21 protein-coding genes and 1 pseudogene are annotated in these 19,564 nt (G+C 66.7%); 6 read left to right on the forward strand and 16 right to left on the reverse strand.

The window, feature by feature from the left end; translation table 11 throughout:
* Positions 1-191: 191 nt before the first annotated feature.
* From EXE63_RS08745 to EXE63_RS08770, 6 genes are read right to left on the reverse strand one after another with little or no spacing between them, the layout of a single operon-like run.
* Positions 192-602 (reverse strand): hypothetical protein, encoded by a 411-nt coding sequence (locus EXE63_RS08745; RefSeq protein WP_168141625.1) that lies wholly within the window; start codon positions 600-602, stop codon positions 192-194.
* Entirely contained in the window at positions 599-958 is a 360-nt protein-coding gene (locus EXE63_RS08750) for a glycerol dehydratase reactivase beta/small subunit family protein (RefSeq protein ID WP_168141626.1), read from the reverse strand. The genes EXE63_RS08745 and EXE63_RS08750 overlap by 4 nt, the downstream gene beginning before the upstream one ends.
* Positions 951-2,822, reverse strand: coding sequence for a diol dehydratase reactivase subunit alpha (locus EXE63_RS08755; protein WP_168141627.1), 1,872 nt, complete (start codon positions 2,820-2,822; stop codon positions 951-953). Before EXE63_RS08755 ends, EXE63_RS08750 begins: the two co-directional genes overlap by 8 nt.
* A gap of 59 nt (positions 2,823-2,881) precedes the next feature.
* The gene (locus EXE63_RS08760; RefSeq protein WP_272955801.1) at positions 2,882-3,466 is read right to left on the reverse strand and encodes a propanediol/glycerol family dehydratase medium subunit; all 585 of its coding nucleotides are present in this window, start codon (positions 3,464-3,466) and stop codon (positions 2,882-2,884) included.
* Positions 3,467-3,468: 2 nt separating this feature from the next.
* Positions 3,469-5,196 (reverse strand): propanediol/glycerol family dehydratase large subunit, encoded by a 1,728-nt coding sequence (locus tag EXE63_RS08765; protein WP_272955802.1) that lies wholly within the window; start codon positions 5,194-5,196, stop codon positions 3,469-3,471.
* A 12-nt stretch (positions 5,197-5,208) separates the two neighbouring features.
* Positions 5,209-5,637: a diol dehydratase small subunit gene (locus tag EXE63_RS08770; protein ID WP_168141629.1), complete on the reverse strand. Its 429-nt coding sequence runs from the start codon at positions 5,635-5,637 to the stop codon at positions 5,209-5,211.
* Positions 5,638-5,996: 359 nt separating this feature from the next.
* On the opposite strand from EXE63_RS08770, the gene EXE63_RS08775 reads away from it, so the two are divergent.
* The 5 genes and pseudogenes from EXE63_RS08775 to EXE63_RS08795 all read left to right on the forward strand — a co-directional run bounded on the left by EXE63_RS08775 (position 5,997) and on the right by EXE63_RS08795 (position 9,920).
* The gene (locus EXE63_RS08775; protein ID WP_168141630.1) at positions 5,997-6,692 is read left to right on the forward strand and encodes a (2Fe-2S)-binding protein; all 696 of its coding nucleotides are present in this window, start codon (positions 5,997-5,999) and stop codon (positions 6,690-6,692) included.
* A gap of 172 nt (positions 6,693-6,864) precedes the next feature.
* Positions 6,865-7,551 (forward strand): response regulator transcription factor, encoded by a 687-nt coding sequence (locus EXE63_RS33255; protein WP_272955803.1) that lies wholly within the window; start codon positions 6,865-6,867, stop codon positions 7,549-7,551.
* Between the two features lie 20 nt (positions 7,552-7,571).
* Positions 7,572-8,194: pseudogene (bluB, locus tag EXE63_RS08785) on the forward strand (5,6-dimethylbenzimidazole synthase).
* 23 nt (positions 8,195-8,217) lie between these two features.
* Positions 8,218-9,354, forward strand: coding sequence for a uroporphyrinogen-III C-methyltransferase (gene cobA, locus EXE63_RS08790; RefSeq protein ID WP_168141631.1), 1,137 nt, complete (start codon positions 8,218-8,220; stop codon positions 9,352-9,354).
* Positions 9,354-9,920: a histidine phosphatase family protein gene (locus tag EXE63_RS08795; protein ID WP_168141632.1), complete on the forward strand. Its 567-nt coding sequence runs from the start codon at positions 9,354-9,356 to the stop codon at positions 9,918-9,920. Before cobA ends, EXE63_RS08795 begins: the two co-directional genes overlap by 1 nt.
* Positions 9,921-10,057: 137 nt before the next feature.
* Here the strand turns inward: EXE63_RS08795 and EXE63_RS08800 are convergent, their stop codons facing one another.
* Both EXE63_RS08800 and EXE63_RS08805 read right to left on the reverse strand, forming a co-directional pair.
* Positions 10,058-10,627 (reverse strand): cob(I)yrinic acid a,c-diamide adenosyltransferase, encoded by a 570-nt coding sequence (locus EXE63_RS08800; RefSeq protein ID WP_168141633.1) that lies wholly within the window; start codon positions 10,625-10,627, stop codon positions 10,058-10,060.
* Positions 10,628-10,645: 18 nt separating this feature from the next.
* Positions 10,646-11,356: an MIP/aquaporin family protein gene (locus EXE63_RS08805; RefSeq protein WP_168141634.1), complete on the reverse strand. Its 711-nt coding sequence runs from the start codon at positions 11,354-11,356 to the stop codon at positions 10,646-10,648.
* Positions 11,357-11,618: 262 nt separating this feature from the next.
* Here EXE63_RS08805 and EXE63_RS08810 point away from each other — a divergent pair, with 262 nt between their 5' ends.
* Positions 11,619-12,017 (forward strand): GlcG/HbpS family heme-binding protein, encoded by a 399-nt coding sequence (locus tag EXE63_RS08810; protein WP_168141635.1) that lies wholly within the window; start codon positions 11,619-11,621, stop codon positions 12,015-12,017.
* Positions 12,018-12,035: 18 nt separating this feature from the next.
* On the opposite strand, the gene EXE63_RS08815 is transcribed toward EXE63_RS08810, so the two are convergent.
* From EXE63_RS08815 to EXE63_RS08850, 8 genes are all read right to left on the reverse strand, one after another.
* Complete coding sequence (locus EXE63_RS08815) at positions 12,036-12,764, reverse strand: 5'-methylthioadenosine/adenosylhomocysteine nucleosidase (protein WP_168141636.1); 729 nt, start codon at positions 12,762-12,764, stop codon at positions 12,036-12,038.
* A gap of 3 nt (positions 12,765-12,767) precedes the next feature.
* Entirely contained in the window at positions 12,768-14,285 is a 1,518-nt protein-coding gene (glpK, locus tag EXE63_RS08820; protein WP_168141637.1) for a glycerol kinase GlpK, read from the reverse strand.
* Between the two features lie 39 nt (positions 14,286-14,324).
* Positions 14,325-14,723, reverse strand: a complete 399-nt coding sequence (locus EXE63_RS08825) for a DUF779 domain-containing protein (protein WP_105364772.1) — start codon at positions 14,721-14,723, stop codon at positions 14,325-14,327.
* Between the two features lie 31 nt (positions 14,724-14,754).
* Positions 14,755-16,278, reverse strand: a complete 1,524-nt coding sequence (adh, locus tag EXE63_RS08830; protein WP_168141638.1) for an aldehyde dehydrogenase — start codon at positions 16,276-16,278, stop codon at positions 14,755-14,757.
* Between the two features lie 86 nt (positions 16,279-16,364).
* Entirely contained in the window at positions 16,365-17,288 is a 924-nt protein-coding gene (locus EXE63_RS08835) for an alpha/beta hydrolase (RefSeq protein ID WP_168141639.1), read from the reverse strand.
* A 102-nt stretch (positions 17,289-17,390) separates the two neighbouring features.
* A complete protein-coding gene (locus tag EXE63_RS08840; RefSeq protein ID WP_210000643.1) occupies positions 17,391-18,680 on the reverse strand; it encodes a helix-turn-helix domain-containing protein in 1,290 nt (429 codons plus the stop codon).
* Positions 18,681-18,852: 172 nt separating this feature from the next.
* A complete protein-coding gene (locus tag EXE63_RS08845; protein ID WP_168141641.1) occupies positions 18,853-19,149 on the reverse strand; it encodes a WXG100 family type VII secretion target in 297 nt (98 codons plus the stop codon).
* Positions 19,150-19,184: 35 nt separating this feature from the next.
* Positions 19,185-19,493 carry a WXG100 family type VII secretion target gene (locus EXE63_RS08850; protein WP_168141642.1) on the reverse strand — a complete coding sequence of 103 codons (309 nt, stop codon included), beginning with the start codon at positions 19,491-19,493 and terminating at the stop codon, positions 19,185-19,187.
* Between the last annotated feature and the right edge of the window lie 71 nt (positions 19,494-19,564).

A 19,564-nucleotide genomic window follows, 5' to 3' on the forward strand; every position in this document is an offset into this window, starting at 1 on the left:
AGACAACCTAAAGGTCTGATTCCCAACCTTTGATACAGCAGTATCGTCCGTAATCGCTGCTGTGTCCACCCCAAAATGGCCATTTCCACCCGGCTTGTGGTCGCGACCACCGGCCCCACGATTCGGCGCACCTGGCCGGCCGTCCAGAAGCGATTCACCGGAACCGGATCCCGACGATCAGATACGCGGGATCAGCTCGCGCTGCGCAGATTCGACTCGGCGAGATCGAGCATGTCGCGCCAGAACCGCGACCGGTCCGAGCGGATACCCGCTACCGCGGCGGAACGCCAGTACTCGATATGGGGCCGGAAGGAACGATGCTCGTCGAGCAGATCTGCGGTGGCCGCAACCAGCTGGCCGTCGATGTGGTCGTCGACGCCCAGCGCACGCCACACGCGCGACATCTTGCGCAGGTTTCGACGATGCTCGCGCAGCGCCGACAGCAACCACCGCACCGAGGTCCGGGAATCGTCATCGAGCCATTCGGCGTCGCAACAGCTGTTCAGCAGGGCGCTCTGTGCCTTGACCGAATCGTCGATGGTGCGCAGGGAGTCCAGGATCTGCGTCCGCAGTTGCGGGTTGCCGACCGGGGCGACGGTCACCGGGGAGCCGACCGGAGCGGGATTCCTACGACGATGCGTGCCGCATTGTGACCCGCAACCCGAGCCACCGCAGCCGTCGCGGAGGTCTCGCTGAACAATCCGGCAACTGATTCCGGCAGTTTGGCATGCATGATGGCCACCCGGCCCGTGCGATCGGCCCCGACACCGACCTCCAACGAGGACCTCTCCGCGGCGCGGCGCGCCAGTTCGACGGCGGACCCATCGCCGGTTGTCCGCTCCAGAACGTAGGGCACCCCCTCCTCCTCGATTCCGGCCAGCACCTCGATCTCGGTGGCCGATGCAGCGGCACTGATCACCAAGATGGCGGGCTTCTCAGGCTGACCACCCTCAAGCATCGACCGAGATCCTGTCCGGAGCCCCTTGGGTCGCGGCATACGCGGCGACCAGGCCCGAGGCGACCGCGTTTCGCGGGCCTTCGGTACCTCGCACATTTCCTGTGCCACAAACGATTCCATAGGGGGCGACAGCATCTGCGATGAGGTCTGGAATCTCGAAATCCAGTGCGCATCCCCCCAGCAGCACGACGAAGCCGATCCGGCGAAGATCACCGTGCGGGGCGATACCGCGCAGCGCCCGCAGGGCGTTGACGACGAACACGCGCTCCTTGGCCGTGCGACGCACCGCGCGGATCCGGTCCAGCGAATGCCGGGTCGGGATCGGATTCATCCCTGTCGGCGTCAGCGTCACCACGCGCGCAAACGCATTGGGCGACAACGGCTTCTCGAAGAACTGGACGGTACCGTTCTCCAGCCTCACATGAAAGAAGCTCTCCGCCTTGCCGAGCGGGAACTGTTTGATTTCCTCGGCCAGTTCGAGGTTGTCCAGACCCAACTCGGCATCGATCAGTTTGGTCACCAGGTCTCCGGCACCGGCCAGATGCACCGCCTGGGTGGCACCCTCGCTGTCGATCACCGCGGCATCGGTGGAGCCGCCCCCCATATCGAGCACGACGAGTGGCTTGTCGGTGCCCGGCGTGGTGAGCGCACCGAGCACCGCCATCTCGGCCTCCACCCCTCCCACCACCGCGGAGATCCGCCGGCAACCGGCGTCGGCGAGCGCAGCCGCCACTGCATCGGCCACGGCCTGCATGCCGCTCTCCTTGGTCCGCACCATGGCCGCCAGCGCGACGGCGTTCTCCAGGGCGACCTCGCCGGCCACCCCACCGCGAACCTCCTGCGGCACCAGTGTGTCGATGGCCAGCAGGTCACCGATGTGCACATCGGCCAGGGCATGCTTGGACAGATCTGCCATGCTCTGGCGGACGTTGGAAATCATGCCGCCGGTGTTGGTCCCGGACTCCCCCAGCACATCGCGCAGCGGGCTGACCCTCTCCACCTCGGCCATGATCTCCGCTGCGCCACGCGAGACGTCGATGCTCCCGCGTTTGGCGGCTCCGATGAACTCCAGGGACCCGGCCGGAATCGTCCGATCCTCGACATCACCGGAGGGCGTGCGGATCACGACGGCCGAACGATTACCGGTCAGCGCCCGCGCCACCGGGGAGACCACCCGGGTCTGATCGGGGTCGAGCTCGAAAATGGTGGCCAGGCCATAGGCATTCGACAAGGTCCGAATCGACTGACCCGGTCCGGCCACCTCCACCGCCGCCAACATGCCCACCGGCACCGCGTCCACCCGCGACACCTCGTCGATGATCGGGATCGGACGGTTCAGCCGGTTCGCCACCAGCACCGCATCGTCGTTTCCCAGAATCGCCGCGGTGACGTCGACTCCACGTTCCACCGCGGCGTTGAGGGTGCTCGCGGTGAGATCGAAGTCGACGCCGCGCGGGACCACCACGATCACCTGATCCCCCGGCGCCGCGTCCGGAAGGGCTCCGAAGTCGACGATGGTGCCGACGCCGAGACCCCGGCCTCCCGGCGTACGGGGATCATGCCCGATCATCGTCGACTCGGTGATGATCGTCTCGGTGATGGTCTCCATCGCCAATCCGCTGATCACCGGTGTCGCCTCATTGAGCAGAATCACATCCAGATCGGCCAACCGGATGCCGGCGTCCTGAGCGGCGCGCGTCACCGCCTTGACCACACCGTCGACGTTCTTGACGGTGCCCTTGATCCCGGTCGTCCGGGTCAGGGCGACGCCGACATAGCGCACCGACCCGTCCTCGTCGATGAGGGCGACGCTGGCCTCGGTCGTGGAGTTGCCGATATCGACCCCGACCACCGTCACACTCACCGATCGAACCTCTTTCCTAGTCCCGCTCTAGCCTGTCTCACATCAGTTTTCGTCGTCCGTCAGACGGCGGCGGCGAAGGTGGCAGCCACCTCGACGGGCTTGGCACCCTTGCGGATCTGTTCGGTTTCCTTGAGGTGCAACAGCGCCGCCTTGGCCTGCCACCGTGGCCGCGCCATCTGGTCATTCAGCGTCGGAACTGGCTCCGGGGACTCCCCTTTCGCGTACTGAGCGGCGTTGGCGCCGATATTGCGATAGGTCTCCAAGGTCAGCAGCGGACACTGCGGAAACAGTTCCAGGCTCGACAGCCGCGGCAGGTCACGCTGGTGAATCATCGAGGTGCCGCGGGACAGGATCCCGATCCCGATGCCCGATCCCGACAGCTTGGCCGCGGTGTGGGCGAGCACGGCCAGATCGGCGCTGTGGGTGACACGGATACAGCGAGCGGACACCTCTTGCTCCTCGATACCCGCCAAGATCTGGCGCACCACCTCCGCGTGCGGGATGTCCACGATGGTCTGGCTGAAGAAGTCGGCGAAGGCCGGTGAGATGGCGAGCACCACCTCATCGCTGCGCGTGCCGCGCTGCGCCGGACCGATCTCCTCGAAGGTCAGCGTGCGCTGCGCGTCGTTCAGTGTGGGCGACATGGTCATTCCACCTCCAGTTCGGGGTTCGATGCGCTGGTGACGTGGCGCAGCCGTTTCATCTCTTCCCACCGCGCGCCCGACGGCCGGTAACCGGTGTCGGGACCGTTGTAGTCATTGGCGTCGTTGACCGCCGACAACGGCTCCAGGTCACGGGTCATGATCGCTGATGTCTGCAGGAGATCACCCGAAACACGTTGCCGCAGAACGGCCAGCAGGTTGGATGCGACATCGGAGAACCCGGTGGCCTCCAGCGCCTTGACCAGGTCCAGACCGGTCACGTTGCGGTCCATCACCTGCTGGGCACCCTTGAGATCCTCCAGCACATCCCGCGGGATGCACTCCCGGCTCCCGTTGGCGTAGACGGCCGCATCGACCTCGGCATCGCTGATGGGCGGCAGGTCGAGGTGCGCAAAGACCGCCTGCAGCGCCTTGGCCGCGCGGGTCCGCACCTCCAGAATCTCGGACTCCTTGACATGGCGCAGCCCGCCGTCGATCTGCAGATCCCGCTGGATCGTGTTGAAGTCGTCGAAATCGTCGCTGTCCACGTTGGACCCGGCGAACATGTTGTCGTAGTTGGGCACCGCCGAGTAGCCCGAACAGACGAAGTCGGTGCCGGGCATCATCTGCGGCATCAACCGCGCGGTGCGCCGCATGGCCGAGTGCGAGAAGGACTGGTCGTTACCGGAGGCACACTCCAGGTCCACCGCCGAGGCGATCAGGTTCTCCGCCGCCACCGCACGGATACCCGCCGGTACCGCGCCCGGCACACCGATGCACGAGATCGAGCCGTTCTGCAGGCCCTGCACACCGGCGCCCTTGGCGATCAGAATGCAACGAATCTCCAAGTACAGCATCGACTTACCCTGCGCATTGCCCATCTGCACCTCTGATCCGGTGCCCGAGGTGAAGCGCATCTTGATACCGCGCGACGCGTAGGCCGACGCCAGGAAAGCCTTGGAATACGGGGTGTCGTCACCGTCGACGAACACCGGTTCGGTGCCGTACACCGAGATGGTCTCGGCGTAGCCGGTGATCCCGCGCATACCCAGATCCAGCTCGGTGGCCTCCTCCAGCGCGCACTGGGTCAGCGGCCCACCGGTGCCGACCTGGCTGCCGATCTGCTGGGCCATCGCCACCAGCGGCGCGTAACGCACCACGCCCAGTGTGGTTTCGACCTCCGCGAATCCACGGATCGATGCTTCGGCTGCCTCACAGACCACCTGCACCGGGTTGTCCCGCGCGCTGGTGCAATGCCCCTGGTTGGCCGGGGTGCGCCGGGCCCGCATCTTCTGCATCGCCATCATGATCTCGACGATGTTCATCGTCTTGGCCACCGCGAGCAGCTTGGCCGGGGTCAGCCCCTTGGTCACCGCGATGACCTCGGCGCGAGTCACCTTGGGATTCACCAGCATTGTGGCGATCTCGGCGGCCGGGATCGCCATCGATGCCTCGGTGGTTGCCACGTCGATCGCCTTGTCCGCGATGAACTGGTCGATGAAGTCGAAGTCGGCCCGGACGGTGCCGTCCATCTCGACGATCTGACCGTTTTCGACGCGGACGCTCGGCGCCGGGTCATATGCGCTGTCCATCGCGACCATGCCGACTTCCGGCCACTCCTCGACGAAACCGTCCAGGTTGACCGGGCGGTCCTCCAGCAACATGGTGCGGTGGGAATGGCGGACGCCGTCCTTGTCCAACGCGTGATTCTGCGGAACTGCCGAAGCTGTCACTGGTCCGATCTCCTATTCGCCGGCCGCGAGCACATCGCGACGTTCATAGACATCAGCCGCTTCTCGCACCAATTGCGCGAGGTGTTCGGCCTGGTACTGCGTCGACAATTCGTCGGCAATCGCGTCCAATTCCGCTTTCGTGGACGCATTGGGACGCAACGCGTTGTAGATCTCCAGAACCCGTTCATCGGAGATCACGGTCATCTCCGCGGCGCGCCGGAGGTTGTCGCCGATCTGGGTCCGGCCGGACTTCTCGGCGATCTGCGCCTGCAACCGCAGCGCCTCCGGGGTGATGCGCAGATCTGCGGCCTCCACGTCCCCGGCCATCACCGCATCCATGGTGATGGCGTCGATCGACTTTCCGGTCGGAGTGAACAGCAGGTCCCTGCGATGCACGCTCAGCGGGTAGTCCACCGCCGGGTCGAGATTCGGTTCCGTCATGCACTGCTCCAGAGATTCGGGGCGGGCACAGCCCGCCCGGGGATGTCATCCGCGTGACGGGGCGCCGTCACGTTTTCACATTGTGGCGGTCGTCACGTTGCACCGACGTTGCACGCTCCGCGGCGGCGTAACAGCACGTCGGCGGCGCCGCGGGCGGTCACACTCACCCGCCGTGCACCACCTCCACCCCTCGGAGCTGGCCGTTGATCGCCGCTCCGGCCGCCGGACGGGCAGGTTCGCCGACGTCGGTGTGGTCAGCCGCAGCGGCCGGCGCACCTATCCATCTGGCCAGTTTTCGGCCTGACCCGCCGGAAAGTCAGGCAGTCCCGACCGGGCCCGGTGACTACCGTCAGACGGTGATGAGTACCGCCGCCGATGTCCTGGAGGAGCTGTCCCGCCTGGGCGGCTACTTCGCGCTGCCCCCGGCTGGAGCCGGTGCGGTGCGGTACTCCCAACTGGCGACCCCGGAGGTGGTGACCCGGTTCGTCGAAGCCACCCGGACGGCCATCGCCACATCGGTGCGGGTTCCCGCCCCCACCGTCGAGGCCCGGGTGGCCGCGTCGTCGTTCCAGCTCGGGGTGGCCGCCCGACTGCTGTCGCCGATGATCGCGGGGGCGCTGTGTCGTCAGGCGATCCCGGTGCTGACTCCGGATAACCTGTTCTTCAGCGCCCAGAATCACGCGCCGGTGTTCTCGGTGCACGATATCGGAGTTCGGGATGCACCCGATATCGAATCCGCGGCACGCGGAATTTCGGCGTCACTACCGACATTGTTCGAGCCGCTGAATCTGACCCTGCGGGGCGTTGCGGGGCTGTCACCGCTGGTCAGTACCGGCAACGTGGCATCTGCAGCAAACGGGGCGGTGACCGTCCTCGCGCTGACGCACCCCGAGCTTGAGCGCGCCGGTCGCGCCTTGATCGAGGCGCTGCTGGCCGGCACGCCATTGACCGATGCGGGCCGCCTCGACCGCGGCAACTTCACCAGACACAGTTGCTGCCTCTTCTACAAAGTGCCCGGCGCGGGACTCTGTGGCGACTGCGTGATCTCCCGGTAGCGCCGATCACACCACCCTGCCCGATGACTGGTCGGTCATATTGCAACCTTGGTGCAACGGTGCCGGAGCTACCATTCGCCCGCCATACGGCAGGACGGAGTCAACCATGAGTTTGTCACCAACCGGATACGCCCAGACGCCAACCACCAGGCCTCGCCCCGAGATTGCCCGGATGCCCCAAATCGACTACCAGCAGCCATTTTTGGGATACCCATCCAGCCTCCGCACCACGATCGTCGCCAACGACGAACTTCTCCGCCACGGACTCGTGCACGTGGTCTCACGCATCGATCGGATCCGGTTCGTCGGCGACCTGCGCTACGGCGAAGGGCTTGCCGAGCGCGTCAGGGAGCTGCGCCCGGAACTGCTGGTGCTCGGAATGGACCGCACGTTGGTGTTGTCGGATTTGCTGGCGGAGCTGGATGTCACGCCGCGGGTCATCGTCGTGATGGACAGCCAGGACGAGGGCGCCAACACGTTGGACCTGCTGCGAGCCGGGGCCGACGCCCTGGTCGACAGGCGCTCGACCGCCACCGAACTGCGCAATACGTTCAACCGGGTCATCAACGGCCAGTCCGCGCTCGACAGTCACAGCGTCAACGCCGTGATCACCGAACTGCGATGTCCCCGTAAGGATTTTCGCGACGATCTCGTTGCGGTGCTCACCGCCCGCGAACGCGAAGTCCTAGACCTGCTCGTCGAGGGCCTCGATAACCGGACGATCGCCGCCCAACTGTTCGTGTCGGAAGCCACCGTCAAGTTCCACCTGCAGAACATCATGAAAAAGCTCGGGGTGCACAAACGCGCGGCCCTGATATCGGTGGCCCTGCGAGGCCACAGCCGACAGATGCACTCGTGACCGCGGCGCCCGAAACCGAACTGTATGACGTGATCCGCCGGCGTCGCGATGTCCGCGCGGAGTTCACCGGAGCAACCGTCGACGACTCGGTGCTGACCCGGATCCTGCAGGCCGCCCATACCGCACCCAGCGTCGGGATGAGCCAGCCGTGGGACTTCGTGGTCATCGAGAATCCGCTGACCAAGGCCGCTTTCCACGACCATGTGATGGCTGAGCGGCAACGCTTCCACGACAGCCTGCCCGCCGAGCGGGCCCGAACGTTCGACCGCATCAAGATCGAGGGCATCCGCGAGTCCACCGTGAGCATCGTGGTCACCTACGACGACACCCGCGGTGGTACCGCCGTGCTCGGCAGGCACGCCAGCCCGGATGCCGGTCTGTACTCGGTGTGCCTGGCGATCGAGAACCTCTGGTTGGCCGCCACCGCCGAAGGGCTCGGCGTCGGATGGGTGTCCTTTTTCCGCGAGCAGTATCTGCGTGGGCTGCTGGGTATCCCCGACGCGCTGTCCGACCGATCGCGTGGTTGTGTCTCGGACCGGTGACGGCCCTCCAGCAGATCCCGGACCTGGAACGGCATGGTTGGCAGGACCGCAGGCCGCTGTCGAGGGTCGTCCACCGCGAATTCTACGGAAGCAGGTCATGACCGCAGACCACAGAGAGCACCGGATGTCCACTCACACAATCCCTGTCGACCGGCCGCCGGCCGTCTCCATCGATCTGGCAGTGCGCGATCAGCGGGTCACCATTGCCGGCGCGACACCGCGCGCGATGGCGACCGCCGCGGCCATGCTCGACGCGGGCGCGATCGTGACAGTCATCAGCGAGCAACCCACCGCCTACCTGAGCGACCTGGCGGCCCGAGGGTTGGCCACTGTCGCGCACCGCGGTTTCCAGTCCAGCGATTTCGACTCGGCCACCTTGGTTTTCGCTCTCACAGATGACCACACGCAGAATCGGAGGATCGCCGAAGAAGCCCAGCGGCGCGCGGTGCTGTGTTCGGTGGAACCGGACCCACCGAGTCCGGGGAACGGTCACCGCTCCGGCGGGCGTGTCATCTTGGTCGGCGGCGGGCCCGGTGACCCTCGCCTGCTCACCATCGCCGGCCGCGACGCGATCGTCGGTGCTGATGTCGTCGTCACCGACCGTCTCGCCCCTGTCGGCGTGCTGCGCCAGTTGGCGCCGTACGCCGATATCATCGATGTCTCCAAGATTCCCGGTGGCCGCCGCACCGAACAGAGCGAGATCAACTGCGCCTTGATCTCTCGCGCCCAGGCCGGTCAGATCGTGGTGCGGCTCAAGGGCGGAGACGGGTTCGTGTTCGGCCGCGGCGGCGAGGAGTTGGACTGCTGCGTGCGGGCCGGTGTGCCCGTTGAGGTGATCCCCGGCGTCAGCTCCGCGATAGCGGCTCCGGCATCCGCGCTGATCCCGGTCACCCATCGGGGTCTCACCCAGGGATTCACCGTGGTCTCCGGTCACGTCCCACCCGGACATCCGGAATGCACCGTCGACTACGCGGCGCTGGCGCGCGCCAACACCACGCTGGTGTTGATGATGGCCGTCGCCAACCTCGCGGCCATCACCCGGACGCTCACCGACGCCGGACTGCATCCGGACACCCCGGCCGCCGTCATCGCAGACGGCAGCCTGTCCAGCCAACTCGAAATCCGCGGCACGGTAAGCACTATCGCCGACCTGGCGCATGATGCCGGGATCGGACCACCGGCCACGACGGTGATCGGCGCGGTCGCGGGCTTCGTGCCCGGCACCTCCACGCTCCGGCAGGCGCAACGATCGAGCGTCTGATGCGACTGCTCGGTTCGGCACGCACACCCGGCCGCCGGATCTGGGTGATCCGCCACGGCGAGTCCACCTGGAACGCACGGGGCCTCATTCAGCGACAGGTCGCGCACCCCCCGTTGACGGCAAAAGGTATCGAGCAAGCCTATGCCGCAGGTTTTTCATTGCGATACCGCGACATCGGTCAGATCGTGACCTCGGATGCGGTGCGTGCCCGCCAGACCGCCGCGGCAATAGCCACCGTCCTGGACGTACCGGTCATCGTCGACCCCCGGTTGCGCGAGCGCGACTGGCTCGCCACCCCCGGGCTCGCCCCGGCCAACTCCCGCTCATCGCACGGGCTCGAGGACCCCAGGCCGCGGGTGGCCGAGGCGCTCTGGGCACTGGCCGGCCTCGGGGCTGACTCAGCCGTGGTGACGCACGGCGATATCGTGTGCGCGCTGCTGGATATGTTGGCTGCCCGCAACGCCGAGACCGTGCACTGGGGCGACGGCATGTCGGTACCCAACGGTGCGGTGGTACCGATGCCGATCGCGCACCTGCGGAGCGCCGGTGGAGGCACTCAGCCCTGAGGGGAGGCGTCGACGCTCACCGGGACGCCGGTCAGTGCGCGTCCGATAGGGCACAACGACGGTGCCTGCCAGGTTCCTCGAATGCCGCCGCCGTCCGCGCACTCATGAGATACCCCTGTTGCTACCGGTTTTCGTTGTCAACCACGATCGCCGCCGGGACGCCACAGCACGTCCCCACCCGGATTCTCGACCCTGGCCAGAATGAAGAGCAGATCCGAGAGCCGGTTCAGATAGCGCAACGCGCACTCGTTGACCGGGGCGGACCCGGCGAGAATCCACCCGCTACGTTCCGCGCGCCGAGCCACCGTGCGGGCCTGATGCAGGTACGCCGACGCCGTGCTGCCGCCCGGAAGGATGAAGCTGGCGAGTTTGGGCAGGTCGGCGTTGAACTCGTCGCACCACGATTCCAGGCGACTCACCTGCTCGTCGGTGACCCGCAGCGGCGGGTACTCCGGGTCCTCCACGATGGGGGTGCACAGGTCCGCCCCGACATCGAACAGATCGTTCTGGATGTGTTGCAGTACTGCGCTCGTGCGCTCGCTTGCGCCGCCGCAGGCGATGGCAACCCCGATGACGGCGTTCGTCTCGTCACAGTCGGCGTAGGCGCCGACACGCGCATCGGCCTTGGGCACCCGTGACATGTCGCCCAGCGCGGTGGTGCCGGCATCACCGGTTCTGGTGTAGATGCGTGTCAAATGCACTGCCATTGTCTGTAATCCGCCCGTCTAGATGAGTGCGAGCGCCAAGCCGGCGGCGGCAGCGGAGCCGAGAAGCGGTCCGACGATCGGCACCCACGCGTAACTCCATCCGGCGTCGGCTTTGCCCTTGATCGGCAGGATCGCGTAGGCCAGACGGGGGCCCAGGTCGCGGGCCGGGTTGATCGCGTAGCCGGTTGGGCCACCGAGGCCGAAACCGATCGCCATGATCACGAAGGTCACCGCCCCGTACCCGAGGCCGCTGTTGATGTCCGGGTTGGTCACGATCCAGAAGATCAGCACGAACGTCGCGATGATCTCGGTGACGAGGTTCCACGGGATCCCGCGGATGGCCGGGGAGGTACAGAAGATGCCCCGAGTCCCGCTGTTGTCGTCGTTGTTGTCGTACTGGAGTTTGAAGGCGGCCCAACCGAGTACCGCGCCGATGAACCCACCGGACAGCTGCGCGGCCCAGTAGACCGGCACCGACGACCAGGCGATGTCGCCCGACATGGCGACCGCGAGGGTGACCGCGGGATTGATGTGCGCGCCGGAGGGGCTGGCGATGCTGGCCGCGGTGAACACCGCGAAGCCCCAGCCGAGCACGATGACCACCCAGTCACCGCCACCACCGTGCGAGAACGAATTCTTCAGCACGACGGCCGCGACAGCCCCGTTTCCGATGAGGCAGAGAATCGCCGTCCCGATGAACTCCCAGACGAAGATGTCGATGTTCGACACTGGCCGCGATCCTCCTGACGTGTGCACTGCACCGAATGTGACAGCTGAAGTCTGCGACGCCGACGGCCGGTTCCGTGATCACTATTGCTGCGTCCCAACCGGTTTACTGTCCATTGGGCTGTGCTTTTGGCTAGGGTCCGTCGGCCACCGCGACGAATCGCCGCGACGCACGGCTCCGAGGCATTAACATCGCGCCTGAACTTGGGGCCACCCCAGAAGTGGCCGAAGCACACGCCGCTGCATCCAGCCGAAAGGGTTCTCCATGACATCGCTCCCCCTGACCAAGGCACAGGCCATCGTCGACGCCGCGATCGTCAAGGCCGATGAGATCGGCCAGCCGATGAACATCGCCGTGGTCGACGACGGCGGGCATCTGGTGGCGTTCGCCCGGATGGACGGGGCGATCAAGGCCAGCATCGATATCTCGACACGCAAGGCGCGGACGTCGATCCTGATGAACGCACCCACGAGCGCACTGATGGGGCTTGTCCAGCCCGGCGCCGAACTCTATGGCCTCGAACAACTTTCCGGAGGGTTGGTCATCTTCGGCGGCGGACTGCTGCTGGAGCGGGACGGCGTGGTGGTCGGTGCCATCGGGGTCAGTGCGGGCAGCGTCGAGCAGGATATCGCGGTGGCCGAGGCGGGCGTCGCGGCACTGTAGCCGGCACCCGCCCGGCTTTCATCGATGCAACTGGGGCAACAACCGACGCACCACCATGGCCGACGATCCGGCGACCTGCTCGGCGAAGGCCGCGAAGTCCTCCAGTGCGTCGCTTCCGGCCAGATCGGATAGCGCCCGCACGATCAACCACGGCACCGAGAAACGCTCGCACACCTGCGCGACCGCGCCACCTTCCATCTCGATGGCCCGGCCGCCGTGTTCGCGGTGCAGGCGCTCCCTGGTGACCTCGCAGTGCAGGTACTGATCTCCGGTGAGTATCAACCCGTACACCAGCCGTGACGCCCCCGGCAATGCGAATCCGGAGAAGGTCGTCCGCACCCGCGCCATCAACTCCGCGTCCACCGCGTACCCGAGTTCTGCAGTGGGATTGATCGACTCGACATGGCCGGCCTGATACACCGACAGTCTCTCACCGGCGATCGTGCCCGCGTCGATCTGCACCACCCGGTCGGCGATCACGATGTCACCGATCGCCAGTCCCGGATCCAAGCCGCCGGCGACACCGGAGAACAACACCGCCGAACAACCGAAGCGGTCCACCAACAACGAGGTGACCAGCGCGGCGTTCACCTTTCCCATACCTGCTCCGACAAGCACCACCGGTACGTCGTCGATTCGACCGCAGGCGAACTCGGTGCCCGCGATCTGGACCCGATGCTCGGCGTCGAGCCGATCGAGAAGATGCGTCAGCTCTTGGGGTATCGCGCAGATGACACCGATCGGCACGGGTTAGGACACGTCCACCCAGTCCAGCGTGCGCTGCACGGCCTTCTGCCAGCCCGCATAACCGGAGCTGCGCTGTTCCTCCGACCATTCCGGGCTCCAGCGCTGACCTTCCTGCCAGTTGGCACGCAGGTCGTCCGGGTTCGCCCAGAAGCCGACGGCCAGCCCGGCCGCATATGCCGCACCCAGCGCCGTGGTCTCGGCGACGACCGGCTTCACCACGTCCACGCCGATCACATCGGCCTGGATCTGCATGCACAGGCTGTTCGCCGTGATACCGCCGTCGACCTTCAGAACCTCAAGGTGCACACCGGAATCGGCCTCCATCGCGTCCACCACGTCACGGCTCTGATAGCAGATGGCCTCCAGCGTCGCCCGGGCCACGTGGGCATTGGTGTTGAAACGGCTCAACCCGACGATCGCGCCACGGGCATCCGAACGCCAGTACGGCGCGAACAGCCCGGAGAAGGCGGGCACAAAGTAGACCCCGCCGTTGTCCTCGACCTGCTTGGCCAGCGACTCGCTCTGCGCAGCACCACTGATGATGCCCAGCTGGTCCCGCAACCACTGCACCGCCGAACCCGTCACCGCGATGGAACCCTCCAGCGCGTACACCGGTTTCGCGTCCCCGAACTGGTAGCACACCGTCGTCAACAGGCCGTTGGTGGAACGGACGATTTTCTCACCGGTGTTCAGCAGCAGGAAATTGCCTGTGCCGTAGGTGTTCTTGGCTTCGCCCGCCTTCAGGCACACCTGGCCCACCATCGCGGCCTGCTGGTCACCCAGAATCCCCGTCACCGGGACCTCGCCCCCCATGGGTCCGGAGCTCAGCGTCACCCCGTAGGGCTCCGGTGAGGACGACGGCCGGATCTCCGGCAGCATCTGGCGCGGAATTCCGAAGAACGACAACAACTCATCGTCCCAGTCCAGGGTTTCCAGATTCATCAGCATGGTGCGGCTGGCATTGGTCACATCGGTGACGTGCACCCCGCCGCGTGTCCCGCCGGTCAGATTCCACACCACCCAGCTGTCGCTGTTGCCGAAGATCGCGTCACCGCTCTCCGCGGCTTCCCGCACCCCGGCCACGTTCTCCAGGATCCACTGGATCTTTCCGCCGGAGAAGTAGGTGGCGGGCGGCAGGCCGGCCTTCTGCCGGATCACATCACCGCGCCCGTCGCGGTCCAGCGCCGTGGCTATCCGGTCGGTGCGGGTGTCCTGCCAGACGATTGCGTTGTAGTACGGCCGCCCGGTCTTGCGGTTCCACACCAGGGTGGTTTCCCGCTGATTGGTGATCCCCAGCGCGGCAATGTCATCGGGCTGCAGGTTGGTGTTGTTGAGCACGGAGGTCAGCACCGAGGCGGTGCGTTCCCAGATCTCCACCGGGTTGTGCTCCACCCAGCCGGGCTGCGGCATGATCTGTTCGTGTTCGAGCTGATGACGGCCCACCTCGGCACCGGCATGATCGAAGATCATGGCTCGGGTGCTGGTGGTGCCCTGATCGATGGCTGCGACGAAATCGGGCAACGCTGCTCCTGACGTCGAAAGGGTGGTACCGGGTGGGTTCTACGGTAGCTGGGCGGACCGCATCGATGTGGCGTGCGCCGGGACCACCCGGGCCAACGATACGAACCGCAAACCTTCTGATTCCTCGAGGCTGAACCCGGTACCGCGGCCGGGTTCCACATCGATCACCAATTGACTGTGCTCCCATACCGGCACCTGTGGGCCCGAAACCCACACCGGCACGCCGTATGGCTGACGATCCGAGACGACGTCGAGCATGCCGAGCAGGACATCGCTGTCCTCGATCGAGAACTCGCCGACGGGGTGACACATGAGCGTGGCGCTCACACCGAAGCCGCCGGACTGGCGAAACATCAACGCCCCGTTCCGGTTCTGAAGATGCACCACCAGCCCTGCAGCAGCCCGGGTGATCAACACCCGGGCTGCCGGGGAGTCCATCAGAGTCGCCCGCTCTTGGCGCGAGCGCTCATCAGAAGAATCCCTGCGCGTTGTCGCTGTAGCTGACGAGCAGGTTCTTGGTCTGCTGGTAGTGATCCAGCATCATCTTGTGGTTCTCGCGTCCGATCCCGGACTGCTTGTACCCACCGAACGCGGCATGCGCCGGGTACTGGTGGTAGCAGTTGGTCCACACCCGGCCGGCCTTGATGTCACGCCCGGCGCGGTAGGCGGTGTTGCCGTTGCGCGACCACACGCCGGCCCCCAGCCCGTACAGGGTGTCGTTGGCGATGCTGATGGCCTCGTCGTAATCGGAGAACGAGGTCACCGCCACCACCGGACCGAAGATCTCCTCCTGGAACACCCGCATCTTGTTGTGGCCGGTGAAGATGGTCGGTGCGACGTAGAAGCCGCCGTTCAGATCGCCGCCCAGTTGCGCACGCTCACCGCCGGTGACCACCTGCGCGCCCTCGTTCTTGCCGATCTCGATGTAGGACAGGATCTTCTCCAACTGATCGTTGGAGGCCTGCGCGCCGATCATCGTCTCGGTGTCCAGCGGGTCGCCCTGGCGCACGGCCTTGGTGCGGATCGCGGCCATCGCCAGGAACTCGTCGTAGATATCGGCCTGCACCAGGCTGCGCGACGGGCAGGTGCACACCTCGCCCTGGTTGAGGGCGAACATGGTGAAGCCTTCGAGCGCCTTGTCCTGGTAGGCGTCGTTGGCGGCCAGCACATCGTTGAAGAAGATGTTGGGGCTCTTGCCGCCGAGTTCGAGGGTGACCGGGATCAGGTTCTGCGAGGCGTACTGCATGATCAGCCGGCCGGTGGTGGTCTCACCGGTGAAGGCGATCTTGGCGATCCGGTTGCTGGAGGCCAGCGGCTTGCCGGCCTCGACTCCGAAGCCGTTGACCACGTTGAGCACGCCCGCGGGCAGCAGGTCGCCGATCAGCGACACCAGGTACAGGATCGAGGCCGGGGTCTGCTCGGCCGGCTTGAGCACCACGGCATTGCCCGCGGCCAGCGCCGGTGCCAGCTTCCACACGGCCATCAGGATCGGGAAGTTCCACGGGATGATCTGGCCGACGACGCCGAGCGGCTCGTGGAAGTGGTAGGCGACAGTGTCCTCGTCGACCTCCGAAAGCGAACCCTCCTGCGCACGAATGCATCCGGCGAAGTACCGGAAGTGGTCGACGGCGAGCGGGATGTCGGCGTTCAGCGTTTCGCGGATCGGCTTGCCGTTGTCCCAGGACTCGGCGAGTGCAATGGACTCGAGGTTCTCCTCGATGCGGTCGGCGATCTTGTTCAGGATCAGCGCACGCTCGGCGGCCGAGGTCTTGCCCCAGGCCGGTGCGGCGGCGTGCGCGGCGTCGAGCGCCTTGTCGATATCGGACTCGTCGGATCGGGCGATCTCACAGAACACCTGGCCGGTGATCGGGGTGGGGTTCTCGAAGTAGCGACCGGCGGTCGGTGCGACCCACTGCCCGCCGATGAAGTTGTCATATCGCGCGTCGAACGACATCAGGGCGCCGTCGGCGCCCGGACGTGCATAAACAGTCATGGTTTCTCCTGCGTTGTGACACCGAGGTGTGTCGGTCGTCACTCAACTTAGGCGCGCAGAGGTTGCATCACGGTTGCAACGCGCACTCAGTTCACCACCGCCTGCAGCACCTCCCGGCCGACGGCCTCCAGCCGGCTCAGGCCCGGCTCCTCGATCGGATAGTGGCCACAGTTCTCCAGCAGTTCCACCCGCGTCGGGCCGGCGATCCGCTGAAGAAACCGCACGCTGAGTGCCGGGGGCGTCCAGGTGTCGGCCGCGGGCGCGACCAGGGTGACCGGCGCGCCGCGATAGCGCTCCGGCGGGGTGTGTTCGTAGTTCAGCCAGCTCGACAGGAAACCGAGCGGCACGCTGACCCCGCCACCGCGTGGGTCGGAGGCGCACAGCCTCGACAGACCCGGATCGCGGCTCATCGCCGACATGTCGGCGAGCAGGCGGATGGGCACGCGCACCGAGCCGAGCACCGAGCCGGCCGCCCGCAGGATCGGCCCCGTGAGCGCACCCGCGATCTTGATCCGGGATACCGCCGCCAGCGCGGCCGGATCGGTCAGATCGAGCAGGCAGGTCGCCAGCACCGCATCGGCGGCGCCGGTGCGATGCGCCGCCTCGTAGGCCATCATCCCGCCCATGCTCGCGCCGAACAGTATGATCGGCCGGTCGTCACGGGCCCGTTCGGCGGAGATGATGTCGCACAGCAGGTCGATCCAATCGGCGTAGCGCACCGCGGCCGGGTTGGGTTCCTCCGTGTAGCCGTACAGCGGCATATCCGGCGCCAGGATCTCCACGCCGATGCCGTCCCGGTTGCCGGCGACCAGGCCGGCCAGCGGCCACAGGGCCCCGGAGTACCCGCCGCCACCGTGCACCAGGATCCCGCGGGCTTTCGCCGTATTCGGGTCACCGCCGCGGGCGATGTGGACGCGGCGCCCGCGCCAGTCCATCCAGGTCTGCCGTGGCGCGGCGATGCGGCCACGAAGGTCGGCGGGCAGGAACGCGGCATAGCGATCGATGTCCATGTATCGATCGTCGGCTGCCACGGCGCGGCTGACAACTCGCGTACGTTGTCATCGTCGGCGCAGGTCAGTGCCACCGAAGCGGGTACTGCTCAGCTTTTGCGCTCAGCCGAGTTCGGAATCGAGCCCGGCCAGGTGACCGCGGGCCCCGGCACGAGCCACCGGATCGGTTTCGGCGTGGTCGTGCAGCAGGGTCCACCCGCGCCGGTCATCGCGGCCGTCGGGCAGTTCCAGCCAGCGTCGCAGCAGACCGAGATCCGCGCCGGCCAGGACCGCACCGCGCAGGCTGGTCATCAGTTCGGTACGCAGCCGCCCGATCGCCGGGGACACCGACTGCGGGAGCAGCGCACCGGAGTACGCCGTGAGCGCGGCCGAGACGTCACCGGCCGCCAATGCGTCGAGCACGTCGCCCATATCACTGGCCACCGGACCGAGCAGCCGGTACGGCCGGGACGCGATGTAGCTGGTCCCGATCACCCGGCGCAACCGGGACATCTCGGCGCGGATGGTCACCACGTCGAGGTCCTTGTCATCGAGCAGCATCGCCAGATGGTCGGCGCTCAGGCCCTCCGGGTGACGGATCAGCAACACCAGGATGTCGGCATGCCTGCCGGTCAGCGTGGCGGAACCGGAGCCCGCCTGCCATTTCGGCCGGTCGGCACCGAGCACGGACAGCCTGGGGGCCGCACTCGCCACGGGCGCCGGGGGGGTGGGCGCCGGGGTGGTCAGGCGCAGCAACGCGAGCTGATTTTCCACCGCGACGGCGGTGGCCCGGACCAGCGCCAACGTCTCCGGCGCGGCGACGCGGGATCCGCCGGTGAGGTCGATGGCACCCAGCAGCACCCCGGTGGCCGGGTCGTGCACCGGTACCGCGGTGCAGTTCCAGGGATGCACGATGCGGGAGTAGTGCTCGGATCCGCGGATCTGCACCTCCCGATCCAGGGCGAGCGCGGTGCCGGGCGCGTTCGTCCCCGCGATGTTCTCGCTCCAGTCGGTGCCGGGTACGAAGTTCATCGCCTCGGCCTTGCGGATGGCGAGCCGGTCGCCCTCGACCCAGAGCAGGGTGCCATCGGCGGCGGTGACGGCGACGACGACGCCCGCATCCACGGCATCCTCGACGAGGAGGCGACGGATCAGCGGCAGCGTCGGCGCCAGCGGATGGGTCTTGCGCAGTTCGTCGAGCGCGTTCACCGCTTCCGCCGTGCGGCCCATGCTGTCGGGATCGACGCCGGTGGCCAGACTGCGCTGCCAGCTCTCGGCGACGACCCTGCGCAGCGGCACCGAATCGAGATAGGACGCGTCGACCTCACCTGCGACGAAGAGGTCATGGACGGCGCGTACCTGTGCCGGGGGCACGCGCCCACCGGTTGTCCTCGATATCGCCACCAAGCTCACACTCCCCGCGCACAGCCGAAGAGCCGACACCAGCGCATCACACCAGGATAGTTGACGGTCGACAGTCTGAATCGAATTCGTCCTCCTGGGGGCGCTACGCCATGACTGTGCGGTCCCGCCGGTCTCTCCCCCCGACGCGGGACCGCACAGGGTCATGGGTGTCCGCGGCCGGTCAGCGGCCCCAGGCGCCGGCGGCGCGGCGGTCGGTCGCCGAGACATCGTCGGCCCCGTCGCGCACCGCGTTGCCCAGCCGGAACAGGATGTCGTTGAGCGCGGCGGCCGACTGGTTCCAGCGCAGCTGTTCGGTGCGGTAGGCCTCGGCGGCCTCGGCGGTCCAGGTCTGCTGCAGCGGCGCGATCTGGGCCCGCAACTCCTCCAGCGCCGCATTGAATCGGGCCGAGGTGCTGTGGATCTCCTGGCGCACCGTGTACTCGATCTCGTCGAAGTTGTACGTCAGCATCATGTCCATGTGCCTGTCTCCGGGTTTCTGCCGCTCGGGTGTCTCTACAGCTGATTGCTGACGGCGCCGATACGGTGCGAGTGGCCGTCGGCGGCCTCGCGCAGCGTGCGTTCGTTGAGCCGGATGGTCTCCGCGATGCGCTCCAGCGCGTGGTGCAGCGCCAGCGACTCGGCGTTCCAACGGTCGACGACCTCCCGGAAGCGGACGGCCGCCGCACCACCCCACACCGATGCCGGCACACTGCACATCCGTCCGATGAAGGTGCCGAGCATGGCCCGGATCTCCTGATTGCGGGCATCGATCTGACCGGAGACCGAGTGCATCAGGTCCAGGTCGGTGTTGAGTGCGGGCATGGTGGTCCTCCCCCGGTGAATGACTTCCCTTGCGGAAATGCTGTTGTGAATAGGACGCAGCGGCGCCCGAT

Source organism: Mycolicibacterium frederiksbergense (assembly GCF_012223425.1).
GTDB lineage: Bacteria > Actinomycetota > Actinomycetes > Mycobacteriales > Mycobacteriaceae > Mycobacterium > Mycobacterium frederiksbergense.

Excerpts from the sequence above, each read along its gene's own strand:
- EXE63_RS08800 (WP_168141633.1), bottom strand. The coding sequence starts at position 10,627 with ATGGCAGTGCATTTGACACGCATCTACACCAGAACCGGTGATGCCGGC.
- EXE63_RS33255 (WP_272955803.1), top strand. The coding sequence starts at position 6,865 with ATGCCCCAAATCGACTACCAGCAGCCATTTTTGGGATACCCATCCAGC.
- EXE63_RS08835 (WP_168141639.1), bottom strand. The coding sequence starts at position 17,288 with ATGGACATCGATCGCTATGCCGCGTTCCTGCCCGCCGACCTTCGTGGC.
- EXE63_RS08750 (WP_168141626.1), bottom strand. The coding sequence starts at position 958 with ATGCTTGAGGGTGGTCAGCCTGAGAAGCCCGCCATCTTGGTGATCAGT.
- EXE63_RS08775 (WP_168141630.1), top strand. The coding sequence starts at position 5,997 with ATGAGTACCGCCGCCGATGTCCTGGAGGAGCTGTCCCGCCTGGGCGGC.
- EXE63_RS08810 (WP_168141635.1), top strand. The coding sequence starts at position 11,619 with ATGACATCGCTCCCCCTGACCAAGGCACAGGCCATCGTCGACGCCGCG.
- EXE63_RS08845 (WP_168141641.1), bottom strand. The coding sequence starts at position 19,149 with ATGGACATGATGCTGACGTACAACTTCGACGAGATCGAGTACACGGTG.
- EXE63_RS08770 (WP_168141629.1), bottom strand. The coding sequence starts at position 5,637 with ATGACGGAACCGAATCTCGACCCGGCGGTGGACTACCCGCTGAGCGTG.
- EXE63_RS08850 (WP_168141642.1), bottom strand. The coding sequence starts at position 19,493 with ATGCCCGCACTCAACACCGACCTGGACCTGATGCACTCGGTCTCCGGT.
- EXE63_RS08760 (WP_272955801.1), bottom strand. The coding sequence starts at position 3,466 with ATGTCGCCCACACTGAACGACGCGCAGCGCACGCTGACCTTCGAGGAG.
- EXE63_RS08825 (WP_105364772.1), bottom strand. The coding sequence starts at position 14,723 with ATGGACTCCCCGGCAGCCCGGGTGTTGATCACCCGGGCTGCTGCAGGG.
- adh (WP_168141638.1), bottom strand. The coding sequence starts at position 16,278 with ATGACTGTTTATGCACGTCCGGGCGCCGACGGCGCCCTGATGTCGTTC.
- cobA (WP_168141631.1), top strand. The coding sequence starts at position 8,218 with ATGTCCACTCACACAATCCCTGTCGACCGGCCGCCGGCCGTCTCCATC.
- EXE63_RS08795 (WP_168141632.1), top strand. The coding sequence starts at position 9,354 with ATGCGACTGCTCGGTTCGGCACGCACACCCGGCCGCCGGATCTGGGTG.